This is a genomic window from Solimonas sp. K1W22B-7 (assembly GCF_003428335.1).
In the GTDB taxonomy this organism is placed as follows: Bacteria; Pseudomonadota; Gammaproteobacteria; order Nevskiales; family Nevskiaceae; genus Solimonas_A.
This window is the reverse complement of sequence record NZ_CP031704.1, coordinates 2,662,314-2,680,514: the sequence shown is the minus strand read 5'-3', so window position 1 is coordinate 2,680,514 and position 18,201 is coordinate 2,662,314. Positions and strand designations below refer to the sequence as shown.

9 protein-coding genes, 2 tRNA genes and 3 rRNA genes are annotated in these 18,201 nt (G+C 60.6%); 9 read left to right on the top strand and 5 right to left on the bottom strand.

Annotated elements, in window-relative coordinates:
• Nucleotides 1-235 precede the first annotated feature (235 nt).
• The 7 genes from D0B54_RS12205 to D0B54_RS12175 all read left to right on the top strand — a co-directional run bounded on the left by D0B54_RS12205 (nucleotide 236) and on the right by D0B54_RS12175 (nucleotide 8,200).
• Nucleotides 236-1,765 (top strand): 16S ribosomal RNA (locus D0B54_RS12205).
• Nucleotides 1,766-1,854: 89 nt separating this feature from the next.
• Nucleotides 1,855-1,931: transfer RNA gene (locus tag D0B54_RS12200), tRNA-Ile, on the top strand.
• A 30-nt stretch (nucleotides 1,932-1,961) separates the two neighbouring features.
• Nucleotides 1,962-2,037: transfer RNA gene (locus D0B54_RS12195), tRNA-Ala, on the top strand.
• Nucleotides 2,038-2,271: 234 nt separating this feature from the next.
• Nucleotides 2,272-5,123, top strand: a 23S ribosomal RNA gene (locus D0B54_RS12190).
• 126 nt (nucleotides 5,124-5,249) lie between these two features.
• A 5S ribosomal RNA gene (gene rrf, locus D0B54_RS12185) occupies nucleotides 5,250-5,364 on the top strand.
• Together the 16S, 23S and 5S rRNA genes with 2 tRNA genes alongside form the textbook arrangement of a ribosomal RNA operon.
• Nucleotides 5,365-5,684: 320 nt before the next feature.
• A complete protein-coding gene (locus D0B54_RS12180; RefSeq protein ID WP_117291593.1) occupies nucleotides 5,685-7,139 on the top strand; it encodes a hypothetical protein in 1,455 nt (484 codons plus the stop codon).
• A gap of 143 nt (nucleotides 7,140-7,282) precedes the next feature.
• Nucleotides 7,283-8,200, top strand: coding sequence for a carbohydrate kinase family protein (locus D0B54_RS12175; RefSeq protein WP_117291592.1), 918 nt, complete (start codon nucleotides 7,283-7,285; stop codon nucleotides 8,198-8,200).
• Between the two features lie 26 nt (nucleotides 8,201-8,226).
• On the opposite strand, the gene D0B54_RS12170 is transcribed toward D0B54_RS12175, so the two are convergent.
• From D0B54_RS12170 to zwf, 3 genes are read right to left on the bottom strand one after another with little or no spacing between them, the layout of a single operon-like run.
• Nucleotides 8,227-9,105, bottom strand: coding sequence for a MurR/RpiR family transcriptional regulator (locus tag D0B54_RS12170; protein WP_117291591.1), 879 nt, complete (start codon nucleotides 9,103-9,105; stop codon nucleotides 8,227-8,229).
• Nucleotides 9,106-9,125: 20 nt separating this feature from the next.
• On the bottom strand, nucleotides 9,126-9,851 hold the full coding sequence (pgl, locus tag D0B54_RS12165; RefSeq protein WP_117291590.1) for a 6-phosphogluconolactonase: 726 nt from the start codon (nucleotides 9,849-9,851) through the stop codon (nucleotides 9,126-9,128).
• Complete coding sequence (gene zwf, locus D0B54_RS12160) at nucleotides 9,851-11,314, bottom strand: glucose-6-phosphate dehydrogenase (protein WP_117291589.1); 1,464 nt, start codon at nucleotides 11,312-11,314, stop codon at nucleotides 9,851-9,853. Before zwf ends, pgl begins: the two co-directional genes overlap by 1 nt.
• A gap of 263 nt (nucleotides 11,315-11,577) precedes the next feature.
• Here zwf and edd point away from each other — a divergent pair, with 263 nt between their 5' ends.
• Entirely contained in the window at nucleotides 11,578-13,452 is a 1,875-nt protein-coding gene (edd, locus tag D0B54_RS12155) for a phosphogluconate dehydratase (RefSeq protein WP_117291588.1), read from the top strand.
• Entirely contained in the window at nucleotides 13,449-14,081 is a 633-nt protein-coding gene (gene eda / locus D0B54_RS12150; RefSeq protein WP_117291587.1) for a bifunctional 4-hydroxy-2-oxoglutarate aldolase/2-dehydro-3-deoxy-phosphogluconate aldolase, read from the top strand. Before edd ends, eda begins: the two co-directional genes overlap by 4 nt.
• Before the next feature lie 57 nt (nucleotides 14,082-14,138).
• On the opposite strand, the gene D0B54_RS12145 is transcribed toward eda, so the two are convergent.
• Both D0B54_RS12145 and D0B54_RS24610 read right to left on the bottom strand, forming a co-directional pair.
• Nucleotides 14,139-16,763, bottom strand: a complete 2,625-nt coding sequence (locus tag D0B54_RS12145) for a hypothetical protein (RefSeq protein ID WP_117291586.1) — start codon at nucleotides 16,761-16,763, stop codon at nucleotides 14,139-14,141.
• 18 nt (nucleotides 16,764-16,781) lie between these two features.
• Nucleotides 16,782-18,155, bottom strand: coding sequence for a cell wall hydrolase (locus D0B54_RS24610; RefSeq protein WP_205527341.1), 1,374 nt, complete (start codon nucleotides 18,153-18,155; stop codon nucleotides 16,782-16,784).
• Nucleotides 18,156-18,201: the final 46 nt, after the last annotated feature.

The window sequence follows — 18,201 nt, the reverse complement described above, 5'->3', positions numbered from 1 at the left end:
TATTCGCCCCCCGCTGACGGCAACGACGGAAACGTTGGAAGCCCTAAAGCACTGATCTTTAAGAACAAATTAGCAAGTAATTTGTGTGGGTGCTCCCGGAGCGTGGCAGAAGCCATAGCAACAAAACCGAGAGTATCAACGTAGAGCCAATGTTAAAAATTGAGCTAAACGGGGAATAACTCTGAGCGCTTTAGGTCCTTCGGGGCTGAGAGTGCTTGATCCAGTTATAAAAATTTAATTGGAGAGTTTGATCCTGGCTCAGATTGAACGCTGGCGGCATGCCTAACACATGCAAGTCGAACGAGGTGTAGCAATACATCTAGTGGCGGACGGGTGAGGAATACGTAGGAATTTGCCTTAGAGCGGGGGATAGCCCAGGGAAACTTGGAGTAATACCGCATGATGTCGAAAGACCAAAGCAGGGGACCGCAAGGCCTTGCACTCTGAGAGAAGCCTACGTCTGATTAGCTTGTTGGTGAGGTAATGGCTCACCAAGGCGACGATCAGTAACTGGTCTGAGAGGACGATCAGTCACACTGGAACTGAGACACGGTCCAGACTCCTACGGGAGGCAGCAGTGGGGAATATTGGACAATGGGCGCAAGCCTGATCCAGCAATGCCGCGTGTGTGAAGAAGGCCTTCGGGTTGTAAAGCACTTTAAGCAGGGAAGAAAAAACTCAGATTAATACTTTGAGTCTTGACGGTACCTGAAGAATAAGCACCGGCTAACTCTGTGCCAGCAGCCGCGGTAATACAGAGGGTGCGAGCGTTAATCGGATTTACTGGGCGTAAAGGGTGTGTAGGTGGTTTGACAAGTCGGTTGTGAAATCCCTGGGCTCAACCTGGGAACTGCTTCCGAGACTGTTTGACTAGAGTACGGTAGAGGGCGGTGGAATTTCCGGTGTAGCGGTGAAATGCGTAGATATCGGAAGGAACACCAATGGCGAAGGCAGCCGCCTGGGCCTGTACTGACACTGAAACACGAAAGCGTGGGGATCAAACAGGATTAGATACCCTGGTAGTCCACGCCGTAAACGATGGATACTTGACGTCGGCATGCTCTGCGTGTCGGTGTCGTAGCTAACGCGATAAGTATCCCGCCTGGGGAGTACGGCCGCAAGGTTGAAACTCAAAGGAATTGACGGGGGCCCGCACAAGCGGTGGAGTATGTGGTTTAATTCGATGCAACGCGAAGAACCTTACCTGGCCTTGACATGCTAGGAATCCTTCAGAGATGAGGGAGTGCCCGCAAGGGAACCTAGACACAGGTGCTGCATGGCTGTCGTCAGCTCGTGTCGTGAGATGTTGGGTTAAGTCCCGCAACGAGCGCAACCCTTGCCCTTAGTTGCCACCATTTAGTTGAGCACTCTAAGGGGACCGCCGGTGACAAACCGGAGGAAGGTGGGGATGACGTCAAGTCATCATGGCCCTTATGGCCAGGGCTACACACGTACTACAATGGTGTATACAGAGGGTCGCCAACTCGCAAGAGGGAGCTAATCCCAGAAAGTACATCGTAGTCCGGATTGAGGTCTGCAACTCGACCTCATGAAGTCGGAATCGCTAGTAATCGCCGATCAGCATTTGCGGCGGTGAATACGTTCCCGGGCCTTGTACACACCGCCCGTCACACCATGGGAGTTGGCTGCACCAGAAGTAGGTAGTCTAACCGCAAGGGGGACGCCTACCACGGTGTGGTCAATGACTGGGGTGAAGTCGTAACAAGGTAGCCGTAGGGGAACCTGCGGCTGGATCACCTCCTTTACAGAACGCTTCGAAGCGTCTCTGGGAGCATCCACACAAGTTACTTGCTAAGACAGTCGGAATCGCCGCCTGGCGGTTCACACGCACCTGGGTCTGTAGCTCAGTTGGTTAGAGCACACGCTTGATAAGCGTGGGGTCGCTGGTTCAAATCCAGCCAGACCCACCATCTTTGGCAGACAAAGGCGCGTTGGTCACCGGGGCCATAGCTCAGCTGGGAGAGCATCTGCTTTGCAAGCAGAGGGTCGTCGGTTCGATCCCGACTGGCTCCACCAAATTCCGATTCATGAAAGCGTCCTAGTGGATGTTTTCATGAATCCGCGAAAGTGGATTTAACTGTTCTTTAACAATTAGGTTTGTAGTTAAACACTGTAGACAAAGTATCTGTTTACGTCCTTTTAATAGGAAGTAATCAGACTCAATGCCAAAGGTGCTTGACGGCGAAATGTAAGTGATAGATTGATTTAATCTATGGCTGAAAATATTCGAGAGAATGTTTGAGGTTATATGGTCAAGCGATCAAGCGCATCTGGTGGATGCCTTGGCGGCAACAGGCGATGAAGGACGTAGTAGCTTGCGATAAGTCACGGGGAGCTAGCAAACAAGCTTTGATCCGTGAATTTCCGAATGGGGCAACCCACGGCTTCGGCCGTATCTTTGACTGAATACATAGGTCATTGAGGCAAACGCAGGGAACTGAAACATCTAAGTACCTGCAGGAAAAGAAATCAACCGAGATTCCCCTAGTAGTGGCGAGCGAACGGGGAACAGCCCTTAAGCACATCGAAACTTAGCAGAACGGTTTGGAAAGGCCGGCCATAGCGGGTGATAGCCCCGTATGCGAAAAGTCAGATGTGTGAAATCGAGTAAGGCGAGGCACGTGAAACCTTGTCTGAATATGGGGGGACCATCCTCCAAGGCTAAATACTCGTTGCCGACCGATAGTGAACCAGTACCGTGAGGGAAAGGCGAAAAGAACCCCGGAGAGGGGAGTGAAATAGAACCTGAAACCGGATGCGTACAAGCAGTCAGAGCTCGAAAGAGTGATGGCGTACCTTTTGTATAATGGGTCAGCGACTTACTTCTCAGTAGCGAGGCTAACCGTATAGGGGAGCCGTAGGGAAACCGAGTCTGAATAGGGCGACTAGTTGCTGGGAGTAGACCCGAAACCCGTCGATCTATCCATGTGCAGGGTGAAGTTGTGGTAACACACAATGGAGGCCCGAACTCACGCCTGTTGAAAAAGTCGGAGATGACATGTGGATAGGAGTGAAAGGCTAATCAAGGCGGGTGATAGCTGGTTCTCCTCGAAAGCTATTTAGGTAGCGCCTCGTGTCTCACTGTAGGGGGTAGAGCACTGTTACGGTTTGGGGGGAACACAAGTTCCTACCCAGCTGTTGCAAACTCCGAATACCTACAAGTGCAATCACGGGAGACACACGGTGGGAGCTAAATTTCATCGTGAAAAGGGAAACAGCCCTGACCGCCAGCTAAGGTCCCAAAGTTATCGCTAAGTGGTGAACGATGTGGGAAGGCACAGACAGCCAGGATGTTGGCTTAGAAGCAGCCATCATTTAAAGAAAGCGTAATAGCTCACTGGTCGAGTCGGCCCGCGCGGAAGATGTAACGGGGCTCAAGCGATACACCGAAGCTGCGGATGCATAGCAATATGCGTGGTAGAGGAGCGTTCTGTAAGCCTGTGAAGGTGACTCGTAAGGGTTGCTGGAGGTATCAGAAGTGCGAATGCTGACATGAGTAACGACAATACAGGTGAAAAACCTGTTCGCCGTAAGCCCAAGGGTTCCAGCGCAACGGTAATCGGCGCTGGGTGAGTCGGATCCTAAGGCGAGGCCGAGAGGCGTAGTCGATGGAAAGCAGGTTAATATTCCTGCACTTGCTGTTACTGCGATGGGGTGACGGAGAAGGTTAGGCAATCCACCTGTTGGATGGTGGTTTAAGCGTTTAGGCGTGCTCTTTAGGCAAATCCGGAGAGCTAAGCTGAGGCGTGATGACGAGGTCCTACTGGACTGAAGTTGCTGATACCCCGCTTCCAAGAAAAGCCTCTAAGCTTCAGGTAACAGGAATCCGTACCCCAAACCGACACAGGTGGGCGAGGAGAGTATCCTAAGGCGTTTGAGACAACTCGGATGAAGGAACTCGGCAAATTAGTGCCGTAACTTCGGGAGAAGGCACGCCCGCGCAAGCGGGTCGCAGTGAAGAGAGGGTTGCGACTGTTTATCAAAAACACAGGACTCTGCAAACACGAAAGTGGACGTATAGGGTCTGACACCTGCCCGGTGCTGGAAGGTTAAGTGATGGGGTCAGCGCAAGCGAAGCTCTTGATCGAAGCCCCAGTAAACGGCGGCCGTAACTATAACGGTCCTAAGGTAGCGAAATTCCTTGTCGGGTAAGTTCCGACCTGCACGAATGGTGTAACGATAGCCCTACTGTCTCCATCCGAGGCTCAGTGAAATTGAAATCGCCGTGACGATGCGGTGTTCCCGCGGCAAGACGGAAAGACCCCGTGAACCTTTACTATATCTTTACACTGGAGTTTGAGTTTGTTTGTGTAGCATAGGTGGGAGCCATTGAAACCTTGGCGCTAGCTGAGGTGGAGGCACCGGTGAAATACCACCCTGATAAACTCGAATTTCTAACCTCGTCCCGTTATCCGGGACAGGGACACTGTATGGTGGGTAGTTTGACTGGGGCGGTCTCCTCCCAAAGAGTAACGGAGGAGTGCGAAGGTTAGCTCAGCGCGGTCGGAAATCGCGCTCTTGAGTGCATAGGCATAAGCTAGCTTGACTGCGAGACAAACAAGTCGAGCAGGTACGAAAGTAGGTCTAAGTGATCCGGTGGTTCTGTATGGAAGGGCCATCGCTCAACGGATAAAAGGTACTCCGGGGATAACAGGCTGATACTGCCCAAGAGTCCATATCGACGGCAGTGTTTGGCACCTCGATGTCGGCTCATCTCATCCTGGGGCTGTAGTCGGTCCCAAGGGTCCGGCTGTTCGCCGGTTAAAGAGGTACGCGAGCTGGGTTCAGAACGTCGTGAGACAGTTCGGTCCCTATCTGCCGTGGGCGTTTGAGGTTTGAGGAGAGTTCACCTTAGTACGAGAGGACCGGGTGGAACGTACCTCTGGTGTTCCAGTTGTCACGCCAGTGGCATCGCTGGGTAGCTATGTACGGACGGGATAACCGCTGAAAGCATCTAAGCGGGAAGCCCACTTCAAGATGAGACCTCACGCAGCTTAAGCTGCCTGTAGAGCCCATGTAGACTACGTGGTTGATAGGTGCGGTGTGGAAGTGCAGTAATGCATGGAGCTAACGCATACTAATTGCTCGTGCGGCTTGGCCATATAACGCTCAAGCATTTTTGACGTCAATGTACCTGAAGGGCATTGAGAACCGTCGCAGTGTTTTAACTACAAACCCAATTCGATGAGGCGAGACCCTTAAAAAGTCGCGACTCGTCAGCCAGTTTGCCTGGCGGCCATAGCGTGTTGGAACCACCCGTTCCCATCCCGAACACGGAAGTGAAACGACACAGCGCCGATGATAGTGTGGCAATAGCCATGTGAGAGTAGGACACTGCCAGGCTCTTAAAGAAGGACAAACCCCCGAAGCGAAAGCTTCGGGGGTTTTTCTTTGGGCGCGATTCCTTCCTGCTATCCCATGAAACCCGTCATGCCGGCTTTCGCCGGTATGACGCTGATGATGAAACAGCTGCGATGCAAGCGTTTAAACCCAAAATGCTCTAGCGGTAAAGGCTTGAAACATAGCGATAGGGCCGGCTGCCCTGCCGACCGTCGTCGTCGAAACGCCTTATGAATCAGCGGCTGTGCCATGATCCATGCAAAAGGGTAGGACACTGCTTCGGGCGGGTCCACACGTAGAGATCGCGACAGCGGGGGAATGCCGTGGCCGAACCTGAAGAGCCGAAAGCGCCAACGGCGCTCGAACTCGAGGCGCTAATCCGTCGCGAGGTGGAAGCGCAGCTGCAGAAGGAAAAGTCGCTTCTGAAAGAGACCGTGGGTCTTGCGACAAAGATTATGGGCGCGGCAGTGGTCGTGTTCTTTGCAGCGGCCACGATCGCGGGAATAGCCAGCTGGGCTGAACTCAAGGGACTCGTGAGGAAGGCTGTCATCGAGAAGGCGGAAAGCCTGATCGAGAAAGCAAACACTGAAACCAGCCTGCGGGACACCCTTCGTGACCTCCTCAATAGAACAGTAGTTGCTGCAAACCTCGCTGAGCAAAAAAACAAAGGGGTTGAATCACTAGAGCTCTCCACAGTCGACTGGGAGCGTTTACGGCAGTGGATTCAGCTTCCAGAGCTACCGCGCGAGGACTTTGCCAATGCCCTCTCGGTTCTCTCGGCGCAGAATCAGGAAAGGAGGGAAAAGGACGCAAACCTGTTCCTCTCTGACATGCTGGGCGCGCAACCGCCATTCCAGTGGATGCGGAAGCAACCGGAGAAGATTCACACGATTCTCGACGCTTTCGAGCAACAGAGCATGGGGAGCGCGGCACTCGGCTTGGTACGATCCGATGAAGTGTCCGAAAAAATTCGGATTGCAGCGGCCAAGTATGTGGCAAAGGTAGGATTCACATCAGGCGTCGACAAATTGTTGGTGGCTTACAGCGAGTCGGGAACAGGGCCGCTGAAGGAAGAAGTTCTGATGACTCTGGTCACCCTGGGCGAAAACAGAGCCGACGTGGGCGACCTCCTAAAGAAAATAATCAGTGAGAGACCAACTGAGGAACGTGTGGAGACCATCGTAAGGATTCTGAAATCCATGGCTTCGGAGAACCAAGATGCGACTCCTGCATTACCAGAAACGGACTTGATTCGTTATGCCATCTCGAATGGGATGAGAGTGGCGTCATTCCCGAAACATCAACTCCCAGGAATGAATAGGCAGGATTTTTCCAAGGGCTTTGAGTTTGTGATCATGCTGTCGATCGACAACGGCCGGGGCAATTCCCGATTTGCGGGAATCCTCACCTTGGATCAATTCAACAATTGGGAGGCCTACCAGAAGCTGTTCAAGGAGGCGGTGGCTTCTGGAAATCCGGACAACTACAAGAATCTGGTTCCTAGGAATTTCTCCTTTGGCCCGATGCTTGCCAGCCCGGTTCATTTGAACTTGGGAGGAGGCGCAACGGCCACCGTTAAGAACAGCGATGGCTCCACCCAGGAACTACAGACGTCGTTCTTGAAGCAGTCCTTCATTGTGTTGCCGGCAAATGTAGACGACCGGCTTCGCTTCACCTGGTCTACAACTGATACGCGTGAAAACACGGCCGAACTGGTGGGAGTGAAAGGTGATTTCCATCTGAAGTTGGTGAATCGGTTTCTTTCCAAACCGCCTTGAGCCGCTTCCGATACAGCCGCCGACCTTGCACACCTAAAACACCAATAATGTATATTATGTTAAGTATCATCGGGAGTTCCAGGGTGGGGACAGCCTCAGGGTCCCGGCTTAACATCCGCGGCCTTCCCTGATTGGAACGCCGCATGTCGATCGCTGACGCATCCCTGCCGCGAGTCGTGGTTTTTGGTGAGGCACTGACCGACTTCGTGCGCACCGGCGAGCACAGCTGGCACAGCGCCGCTGGTGGCGCCTGCTGGAACGTGGCGCGAGTGACGGGAACCCTGGGCGTGGCGACCGGCTGGGCCGGCTCGGTGAGCAGTGATTTCTTCGGCCACGAGATCGTCGACAAGTCGCGCGCGGCCCGGCTGGACATGCGCTTCCTGCAGCAGGTGCAGCGGCCGCCGTTGATCGCGATGGTCTACCAGCCGAATCCACCGCTCTATTTCTTCCTGGGCAACGACGCGGCGGACCTGGCTTTCGATGAGCAGCAGCTGCCGGAGGGCTGGCGGGACGCCTGTGAGATCGCGCACTTCGGTTGCATCAGCATGGTCCGCCAGCCGCTGGGCGAGCGTTTGCTGCGTATCGCCGGCGAACTGCATGCGCGCGGCGTGAAGATCAGCTACGACCCCAACTACCGCAACCTGATGGGCCCTGACTTCCCGGTGCTGTTCGAGCGCATGGCGCGGCTGGCGAGCATCATCAAGCTGTCCGATGAGGACCTGGTGCAGATCTACCCCGGCGAGGCGCCGGAAGCTGCGCTGGCGCGGGTGCGCGGCTTCGCGCCCGCAGCGCTGATTCTCTACACGCGCGGCGCCAGCGGCATCCTGCTGCACGCGACGGACGGCATCGTCGAGCAGCCCGCTTTCAGCGTTACCGTGGCGGACACGGTGGGTGCCGGCGATGCCTGCATCGGTGGTTTCATCGGCAGCCTGCTGGGCGATCCCGGCCAGCCGCTGTCGCATCACCTGCGCTTTGCCGCCGCTACCGCTGCAGTCGTCTGCATGCATCCGGGGGCCTACGCGCCGGCGCGTGCCGAGGTGGATCGCCTGCTGTCGCACTGAGCAGGCTGCAGTTCCTGGAGCAGTTCCTAGAGGCGCCGTTTGCGCACGGCCTGCTTGACCCGCTCCAGTCTTTCGATGCCTTCAGCCCCCAGGGCCAGGGCGATTCCCACGCAGAGGGTGTCCACGATGGCCAGCTGCGCCAGGCGCGAGGTCATCGGCGCGTAGGTGTCCGGGTCCTCGGGGACGTCCGCGGCCAGGGTCATCGTGGCGGCCTCGGCCAGGGGGGTGCCGCTGGCCGTGATCGCCACGATCTTCGCGCCCCTGGCACGAGCCGCCCGCGCACATTCGATGGCGTCGATGGAACGCCCGCTGGCCGAGAAAACCAGCACGACGTCGTCGGGCTCCAGGACGGCCGCTGCAATGGCCATGGAATGTGAGTCGGCGTACGCGCCGCAGGGAATGCCGAAGCGCAGCAGCTTGAGGTGGGCGTCCTGCGCGATGATGGCCGAGTTGCCCAAGCCGAAGCATTCGATGCGCCGGGCATGCGCCAGCGTCTCGATGACACGGCTCACCATGGCCGGGTCCAGCTGGTTGCGGACGTCCACCAGGGAGCCTATGGCGCGATCGAACACCTTCGAGACGATCTGTGACGTCGTGTCCTGCGGCCGCACATCGTGGTGCACATAGGGAACGCCCGCCGCCATGCTCTGGGCGAGGCGCAGCTTGAACTCACGGAACCCGCTGAAGCCCAGTGCTGCCGAGAACCGTGCGACCGTAGGCTGGCTGACACCCGCCAGCTGGGACGCCTCGGCGATCGACAGGTGCAGCATGCGGGCCGGGTCGTCCAGCACCAGTTGCGCAACCCGGCCTTCCGAAGGCCGCAGCCCGGGCAGCGAATCCGCAATGCGCTTGAGCAGGCTGCTCTTGGCGCCGGATCCCTCAATGACGGAGTAGCTGATCTGCATAGGGTCTCCTGCCCTGCCCCTCAGGCGCCGACGAAAACATGAAGCGGTGCCCGGGTCTGCCGCAGCACCGCAGCAACCGGCAGGGAGGAGCCAGGCTGCGCCGCCCGCACGAGGACTTCCCGCTTCTGCGCACCCTCGATCTGGAGCAGCAACTGGCGCGTATCGAACACCACGGGGAGCGTCGTCGTGAAGCGCGGGTACGGCGCCGTCTTCGGGTGGACCAGGATCACTTCCGCCGCGGTGTCAGGGGCCATCGCCTCCGGGCATTCCGGCGCACACGGGAACCATGAAGCGGTGTGGCCATCGGTCCCCATGCCGAGGACGACGGCATCGAACGGTCTCGGCAGCAAGGGCATCCTGCGGCGCGCTGCTGCCAGCTCCGTTTCCATGTCGAGTCCTGCCTCCACCAGCGGAACCAGTTGCGCCACGGCGGCCCTGCCCCGCAGCAAATGCTGGCGTACCAAGGCATCGTTGCGGTCGCTCGAGCCCTGGGGCGCCCAGCGCTCATCGACCAGCCCGATCACCACGCCCGCCCAGTCGATGTCGTACTCCCTGAGTGCTTCGAAGCAGGCCGTTGGCGAACGTCCTCCCGACACGAGCAGGGAGGCCTTGCCACGCCGCTCGAGGGCATCGTCCAGGATGCCCGCCAGGTGTGCCGCAAGGCCTGCGGCGAGGTCCTGCGAATTGGCGAAACCGTGCTGCCGCACGGCGGGCGGCAAGGCCAGGGCGTCCGGCACCGCGGTCATCAGGATTCCTCGTGCCAGGTATGCCCCTCGCGCACGATGAGTGCGTTGGAGCTGACTGGTCCCCAGCTGCCGGCGGGATACTGCTTCAGCGGGGCCCCCTGCGTCGCCCAGGCACCGAGGATCGGTTCCACCCAGCGCCATGCGGCATCGACCTCGTCGCGCCGCACGAAGAGCGTCAGCTTGCCGTGCACTGCGTCCATCAGCAGGCGCTCGTAGGCCTCCCACTGGCGGCCGCGGTAGGTGCGCGTGAAGGACAGGTCCAGGCTCACCGGCCGCAAGGCCATCGCCTCGCCGGGCACCTTGGCCATGATGTTCAGCTTCAGACCCTCGTCGGGCTGCAGGGTGATCACCAGCCGGTTGCAGGGCGAGCCGGAGGTGGATACCGGCAGCAGCGCATGCGGCACGTCGCGGAAGGTGACCACGATCTGCGCCAGCCGTTCCTGCATGCGCTTGCCGGTGCGCAGGTAGAACGGCACGCCAGCCCAGCGCCAGTTGTCGACCTGTGCCTTGATCGCGACGAAAGTTTCGGTCTCGCTGCCTGCGGGAATGCCTTCTTCTTCCAGGTAGCCCGGCACGGCCGCGCCGCCCACCGCACCGGCGCGGTACTGGCCGCGCACCGTCTGCGCCGCCACATCCTTGGCCGACATCGGCCGCAGCGCCCGCAGCACCTTGAGCTTTTCGTCGCGCATGGCGTCGGCATCGATGCTGGTGGGCGGCTCCATCGCCACGATGCACAGCAGCTGCAGCAGGTGGTTCTGCATCATGTCGCGCAGCGCGCCGATGCCGTCGTAGAACTCGCCACGGTCTTCCACGCCGACGGTTTCGGCGATGGTGATCTGCACGTCGCGGATGCAGTTGCGGTTCCACAGCGACTCGAACAGCACGTTGCCGAAACGCAGGGCGATCAGGTTCTGCACTGCCTCCTTGCCCAGGTAGTGGTCGATGCGAAAGATCTGGTGCTCGGCGAACACCGCGCCCACTTCGCCGTTGATGCGCGCCGCTGAAGCCAGATCGCGGCCCAGCGGCTTCTCCAGCACCACGCGGCTCTGCGGCGTCACCAGGCCGGCTTTGCCGAGGTTGCCGCAGATGGTCGAGAACAGCGTGGGCGTGGTGGCCATGTAGAACACCCGCACGCGTTCGCCGGTGCTGCCCAGGCGTTTCACCAGGTGCGTGTAGTCGGCTGCGGCGGCGCAGTCCATGCTGATGTAGTCGAGCCGCTCGGCAAACGCGGCCCAGGCGCTGTCGGAGAAATCCGCGGCGGCGATATGACGGCGCCCGCGCTCCTGCGCCACCGCCAGGAACTGCTCGCGAGTCAGTGCCTGCCGGCCGATCGCCAGGATGCGCCAGCCGGAGGTGTCGCGGGTGTCGCGGTGGCGGTGGTACAGCGCAGGCAACAGCTTGCGCATCGACAGGTCACCGCTGCCGCCGAAGATGACCAGATCGAACGAATCTTGAGGAGTCATGGCTTTTCGCTTCCCGCACCGCCGCCAGTTATGTAGTAATAGTACATCAACTTGTCGTCGATTGCCCCACCCCGTCCCGGCCAGCGAATGCGCCGGAACGATCCATGGCGCAATGCAATAAATCTCTCATTATTCAATAATATGACGAAATAATGTCATGCATGATGCGGGATGCCTGGACGTTGCTGCCACCGATCGGTCCAGGCTTGTAGGACGGTGCCCAGGGGTCTAGCATGTAGCTTAACTACATCGCTGGAAGCCCCATGGCCACCACTCCCGTGTCCGCCGCCCTGCATCCCGGGCTCGCCGCCGTTACCGATCGGATCTGCCGGCGCAGCGCCGCGGCCCGCGCCAGCTACCTCGGCCAGGTTGCCGAATGGCGCGCCGCCGGTATCCAGCGCGCGCGGGTGTCCTGTACCAACCTCGCCCATGCCTTCGCGGCCGCGGAAGACGACAAGCCGGCACTGCGCGCGATGCGCTTTCCCAACCTCGGCATCGTCTCCAGCTACAACGACATGCTCTCGGCGCACCAGCCGCTGCAGCACTATCCCGCGCTGCTCAAGAGCGCCGCGCGCAAGGCCGGGGCGGTGGCACAGTTTGCCGGCGGCGTACCGGCGATGTGCGACGGCGTGACCCAGGGACAGGACGGCATGGAACTGTCGCTGTTCTCGCGCGATGTCATCGCCATGGCCACTGCCGTGGCGCTGTCGCACAACGTCTTCGACGGCGTGCTCGCGCTGGGCGTCTGCGACAAGATCGTGCCCGGACTGCTGATCGGCGCCCTGCAGTTCGGCCACCTGCCGACGATCTTCGTGCCCGGCGGGCCGATGACCAGCGGCCTGTCCAACAGCGAGAAGGCGCGCGTGCGCCAGCTCTACTCCGAAGGCAAGGCCAGCCGCGAAGAATTGCTGGCGGCCGAGATGAAGTCCTACCACGGCCCTGGCACCTGCACCTTCTACGGCACCGCCAACAGCAACCAGATGCTGATGGAGATCATGGGGCTGCATCTGCCGGGCAGCGCTTTCGTCAATCCCAACACGCCGTTGCGCGACGCCCTCACCGCCGCCGCCGCAGAGCGCTGCGCGGCCATCACTTCGCTGGGCAGCGAGCCCATCGCGCTGGCCGACGTCATCGACGACCGCGCCATCGTCAACGGCATCGTCGGGCTGCTCGCCACCGGCGGCTCCACCAATCACACGCTGCACCTGGTCGCCATCGCGCGCGCCGCCGGCGTGCTGATCGACTGGAGCGATTTCGACGAACTGTCCGCCGTGGTGCCGCTGCTGGCGCGCGTCTATCCCAACGGCGGCGCCGACGTGAATCACTTTCACGCCGCCGGTGGCATGGGCCTGCTGATCCGCGAACTGCTGCAGGCCGGACTGCTGCATGCCGACGTGCGGACCGTGATGGGCCAGGGCCTGGCGCACTACACCCGCGAGCCCTTCCTGCAGGATGGCGAGCTGCGGTGGCGCGACGCGCCGGCTGCCAGCCGCGACACCGACGTGCTGCGCGGCTGCGCGGCCCCCTTTTCCGCCGACGGCGGCCTCAAGCTGCTCACCGGCAACCTCGGCCGCGCGGTGATCAAGACCTCGGCGGTGAAGCCCGAGCACCAGTCGGTCACCGCGCCGGCCCGCGTGTTCGACGACCAGGAAGAACTGCTGGCTGCATTCAAGCGCGGCGAGCTGACGCAGGACTTCGTCGCGGTGATCCGCTTCCAGGGGCCGCGCGCCAACGGCATGCCGGAGCTGCACAAGCTGACGCCGACGCTGGGCATCCTGCAGGACCGCGGCCTGCACGTGGCACTGGTCACCGACGGCCGCATGTCCGGCGCCTCCGGCAAGATCCCGGCCGCGATCCACGTCACTCCCGAATGTCTCGACGGCGGCCCGCTGGCCCGCGTGCGTGACGGCGACCTGATCCGCGTCGACGGCCAGCACGGCCACCTGGAGGCCCTGGTCGATGCCGTCGCGTGGGCCGCACGCGTGCCCGCCGCGCCGCGCGGACCCACTTCCGGCAGCAGCCTCGGCCGCCCGCTGTTCGCAGGCTTCCGCAGCCTGGCCAGCGGCGCCGAGCAAGGCGCCATGAGTTTCGGCTGGCCGGCGCCGGACACGGTCGCGGTGACGGAGGCGGTGTCATGAAGGCTCGCGAACTCCTGCAGCTGGGGCCGGTGATGCCGGTGCTGGTCATCGAAGACGCCGCCCTGGCCGTGCCCCTGGCGCGCGCCCTGGTGGACGGCGGCCTGTATGCCCTGGAAGTAACCCTGCGCACGCCGGCAGCGCTGGCCGCCATCCGCGCCATCGCCGCCGAAGTCCCGGATGCGGTGGTGGGAGCCGGCACGCTGCTGACGCCCGCCGACGTGGCGTCGGCGCGAGAGGCGGGCGCACGCTTCGGTGTCTCGCCCGGTGCCACTGCGGAGCTGCTGGCCGCAGGCCGCCTCGAAGGCTGGCCTTTCCTGCCGGGCGTGATGACGCCCTCCGACATCCTCGCCGCGCGCAGCGCCGGCTACGACACGCTCAAGTTCTTTCCCGCCGAGGCCGCGGGTGGCTGCGCCATGCTCAAATCGTTCCGCGGCCCCTTCCCCGAGGTCCAGTTCTGCCCCACCGGCGGCATCGATCCGGCGCGCGCGGTCGAGTACCTGGCGTTGCCGAACGTAGGCTGCGTCGGCGGCTCCTGGCTCGCGCCCGCGGACCGGACCGCCGCGCGCGACTGGGACGCCATCCGCCAGCTCGCTGCGGGCGCATCGAAGCTGCGCCAGAGCAAGGAATAGCCTGCACCCGGCACGGGTTACCTCGAGCGCCGCCGCAGCAACGCCGCCACCCTCGTGCTACGGGCGACGCAGCGCGACGATTTTGTGAGCAGGCAACCGGAAAGCCACCAGCGTGACAGCTCCCGCTCCGGTTTTTCCTTGATTGCCGCCAAGCAGCCAGACGCGTGATGAATCCTGCGCAATCCAGAAGGCTACGTGGTGATGCCCCTCCTTTTCGACGACACAGATGTCCCCAGGCATGGGCGACGCACTCGAATCGGTACCGAAATTTTTCCAACTCGTGGCGGCAAGCAAGTCGGCAGGTTGACCTGCCAACCCATCCAAGCGATTTGCGCGCTTCATGACCCACCCGACGAAGGCGCCGCACCAAGGCGTCTGGTCTCCTGCGATGGGGACGACTGCAATGCTTTCCAGATACTGGATGACCCGCGGATCACTTTGCGCCTCCGCACCGTCTTCCGTAATCCCCAACTCGCCGATGGCATCATCCAACCAAGAGGGATCCTGGCGTCCGAAGACGTGGGTTTTGTCAGCCAGGATAAGATCCCGCAGCGTGGAATCCAGGCGATTGAGTTCGCCGTTCGGCTTGGCCGCCAAACTCACGGCCTGCTTTTCTGGATAGACGGCGGCGCTATCCGTCCGAACGCGATACAGCACGACGCGTGCGCGAACCTCATCGTTGAAAACAGATTCCTGCAGTGCGGGCCAGGCCGGGGCTGGAAAGATACGGTTCAGCGCCTCGACCAAAGGCGTCACTGCCTGCCCTTCGTGGCTACGCTGCCAAGGACCATCGTTGGAAGCCGCCGAAGAGACGCCCATGGCCGCCGGCGCGCGCCGTCCGACAATGATCTCGTAGTTGACGGGGCTGAGTTCCTGATCAGCCGCCTCTCCGAGTTCCTGCAGGCGCGCAGAAAAGGCCTGACGCGTCACTTGATCCAGTTGTCCGCTCGGAGACAGGCCTAGGGCCTTCTGCAATCGACTCACGTCCTGCGGACGCAATCCGCGCTCGAATTCGTTGCGGGCATCGCTGAAGGGGGCCGGCGCCTCGGCAGCGCCACCCGGGTCGCTGCCCGGCGGCCCCGCCGTCGTTGCCTGGGGCCGGTTCTCACTTGGCAACGTGCCTTCACCGAGTCCGCGCACCCTGCCGGCAGTACGCAGGTTGGCGATCTTGCTGAGCAACCCGAACCAGAACGGCGCGCCAAGGGACACCAGCACGGCTGTAGTCAGTATTCCCAGCAGAAAGGAAATTAGCTTCATGATCGAGAAGCCTGCATCCATCGCGGGGATGCCTAGCGCTTCGCGCTTTTCAAAGTCGGCACAGCCCCACCAGTCGGGCCAACCGTTGTTTCCGGGATCGGGTCCCGCCGCCGTGCCATCGCTGAGGTTGGATACCGTAACGTCACAGAACTGATCCACGCGTGCCGGCCAGCCAAGAACAAGAGGTCGGCTTTGCGTGCCCTCCAGGCATTGATCGAAATCGGCTCTGGAATTCCCGGCTTCGTTCGCGCACTGCCTGAAGTTTCCTGCGTCACGCACATATCGCTGCAGCAGATGACGCTGGCCTGATGCCCTGAAGACCAGATCGAGCACAATCTTGTGTGCGCGCTCCAGCGCATCGCCGGCTTCCTTCAAGGCCGAACGTGCTTTCTCGGTGAACCTGTCACCTTGTGCGGCCTTGACCCACACCGCCACTGCAGGTGCACACGCCAACACTTCACGCAAGCGCTTTACGCGTTCGGACTGATCCAGCGCGCTGGCATCGGCTGCTGTCCCGTAACGGGCTTCGTCAAGCTTTTGCTGAATCGATGGCAACAGCAGCAACCAGGCATCGGAGTTCGTGGCGTACCATTCCTTGGCGTTCACCGCCGCAACGCGGCTGCAGCGCTGCCGCAGGTCCTCAAAGTCGTATCCAAAGCCGGCAACGCGAGCGTCGTGCTTGATTGCCGTGCGCACTCCGCCCAGTGCGATGTCGAACTCCGCTGCTGCTCTGCTTGCACGTTCATAGTCCGAGACTGCAGCCTCGATCACCGTCGAAACGCCAGGGGAAACAGCGTTGTCGCCACTGGATTGCGACTCCGCCAGGAGTTGCCCGATATTGGCGAATGCTACACGCGCATCATCGTCCTGGAAAAGGGCCTTGAAGATGTAGGCACTGTCAACATTGAAGGCTACCGCCAACATCAGGGAGCACCCGAACATCCACAGCGTATTCCTCTTCTTGTACCAGCCTTCTGCACGATCGCCGATGTCGGAGTACCAGCGTGCAATACGTGCTTCAAAACCGTCCCAGCTCGTCTCCACCCCTCCGAGCTGAGAACGCAGGATTTCATTCAGACGAAGGTCGATGTCCAGCGCATCGACGAATTCAGACGGAGTACGCCATGCGAGGCGGGGTGGTTGCCCTTTGTTCAACACAGCCAGAAACGAAGTCGCGAACAAATCGGGGGCGATGGCACTCGGCTTGGACTTTCCCTTCGAGAGGGAAAAAATGGGACCGTACTCGAAGAACTTTTCGACCAGACCGCTCTGCCGGCCAAACGCCTCTCTCACCATTGCTTGCAGGTTCCGGCTCCTGCTGCCGGTCGCGCCAGACCAGTACTCGCTCAGCTGTGTCGCAAGCAGAGCAAGGATGAGGTATATCGTCACCAGTGCGAGCGCGACCTCGATCAGCTTCATCTCCATGCGCCGCGCACTCCTTGATTACTTGACGTTGTTGAAGAAGATGTGCCGGCCAATCTGGTAGCAGGGATTCTTTCCCAACGCCCAGTCAGGCCTGCGCCGCAGGCTGGTTGCAAAATAGTGCGTTGCACCGAAGGTAAAATCCGCGAGCTGCCCACTGATCAATTCGCGGGCGATCGTCAGTGCCCGAATGTAGACAGCATCCGGGTTTCGCTCGATGGCATCCATGCGCAAGCGATTGGGGTCCTTCTCGTTCCAGCAACTGAATTGCCAGCGGTCCAGACAGACGTCGGCAAATCCGAGCTTGCCTCGCCAGTGCCGTGCCTTGCGATTTCCGATCACGCAGGCAACGGCACGCATACCCGTCTCCGGCTCGCCTCGTGCCTCACCCCAGAGCGTTTTTGCTACGATGCCGATTTCCTCGCTTGAGGCTGCAGGCACTGGTGCCACACGGGGCGGTGGTGCTGTTGCGGGTGCGTTGCGCGGAAGCGCTGATGGCATAGGCCCTCGCATCAACGGCTCGACATCGAACCAATCCATGATGCGGTCGATAGGACACAGCACTGCGTTTGAGCGCCAACGCTCGTCACCGATCGGCGCGGCGACGTGTATACCCAGCAAGCGTTCGCGGTCATCCCAGATCGCCGCCCCGCTGTCGCCGGGCTCCGTCGCCTTCGGTTCGGCGCGGTAGCCGATAGCATCTTGTAGCCAGTAGTCTCGCGTCAGCTCATTTCCTGCAATGTCGATATAACCCGACCAGCGTGTCTTTAGCCTGCCCTGCTTCCGGGTAGGAGCCATTACGGTAATGGGCTGGTCAGCGAGAAATTCTGTAGCTATGCCGCTCGGCAGCTTTTCTTGCCGCAATGCCTGCAGCAGTCTCTGATCATCGACACGAGCGATTGCAGCATCGATGCCGGTTCGAAGGACTCCCGCTCCCAACGCAGGCTCCCAGTCGGTCAGGTAAGCTGTTCCCTTGACAGTGCCTACCGCCACGCGGATCGGCGCGCGGACACGTGCTCCGCCCGCACCTGCCATGACGTGGCCACAGCTCAGCAGATAGTGCCTTTCCGGATGAAAGCGGTCACGTACGAGCCCAGCGGCGGTTCCGGTTCCGGCGTTGATCTCATCGTTGCAGGCGGTCGCGACATGCGCGCGCGGACGCGAACCGGCGGCAACCTGCAATGGTAGCCAGCCCAACGAACCACGTATGCGCCTGGGCACATCACCCTTGCTTGCGCCCCTGCCCAACCAGATTTCGATGCCAACGGCGCCTGCCGTTCCAGGCAATGGCAGGGAAATGGCATCGACAGCGCCATCGGCGCACCAAGCCAGCCCATCGCCCTCAATATTTCGCCGATCCCGAAGTACGGTGCAAAGCGCTGCATAGAGGCGCATCGTCGGCGACGACAGGCAAAAGTGCTCGGATTGCCTGCGAGTTCGA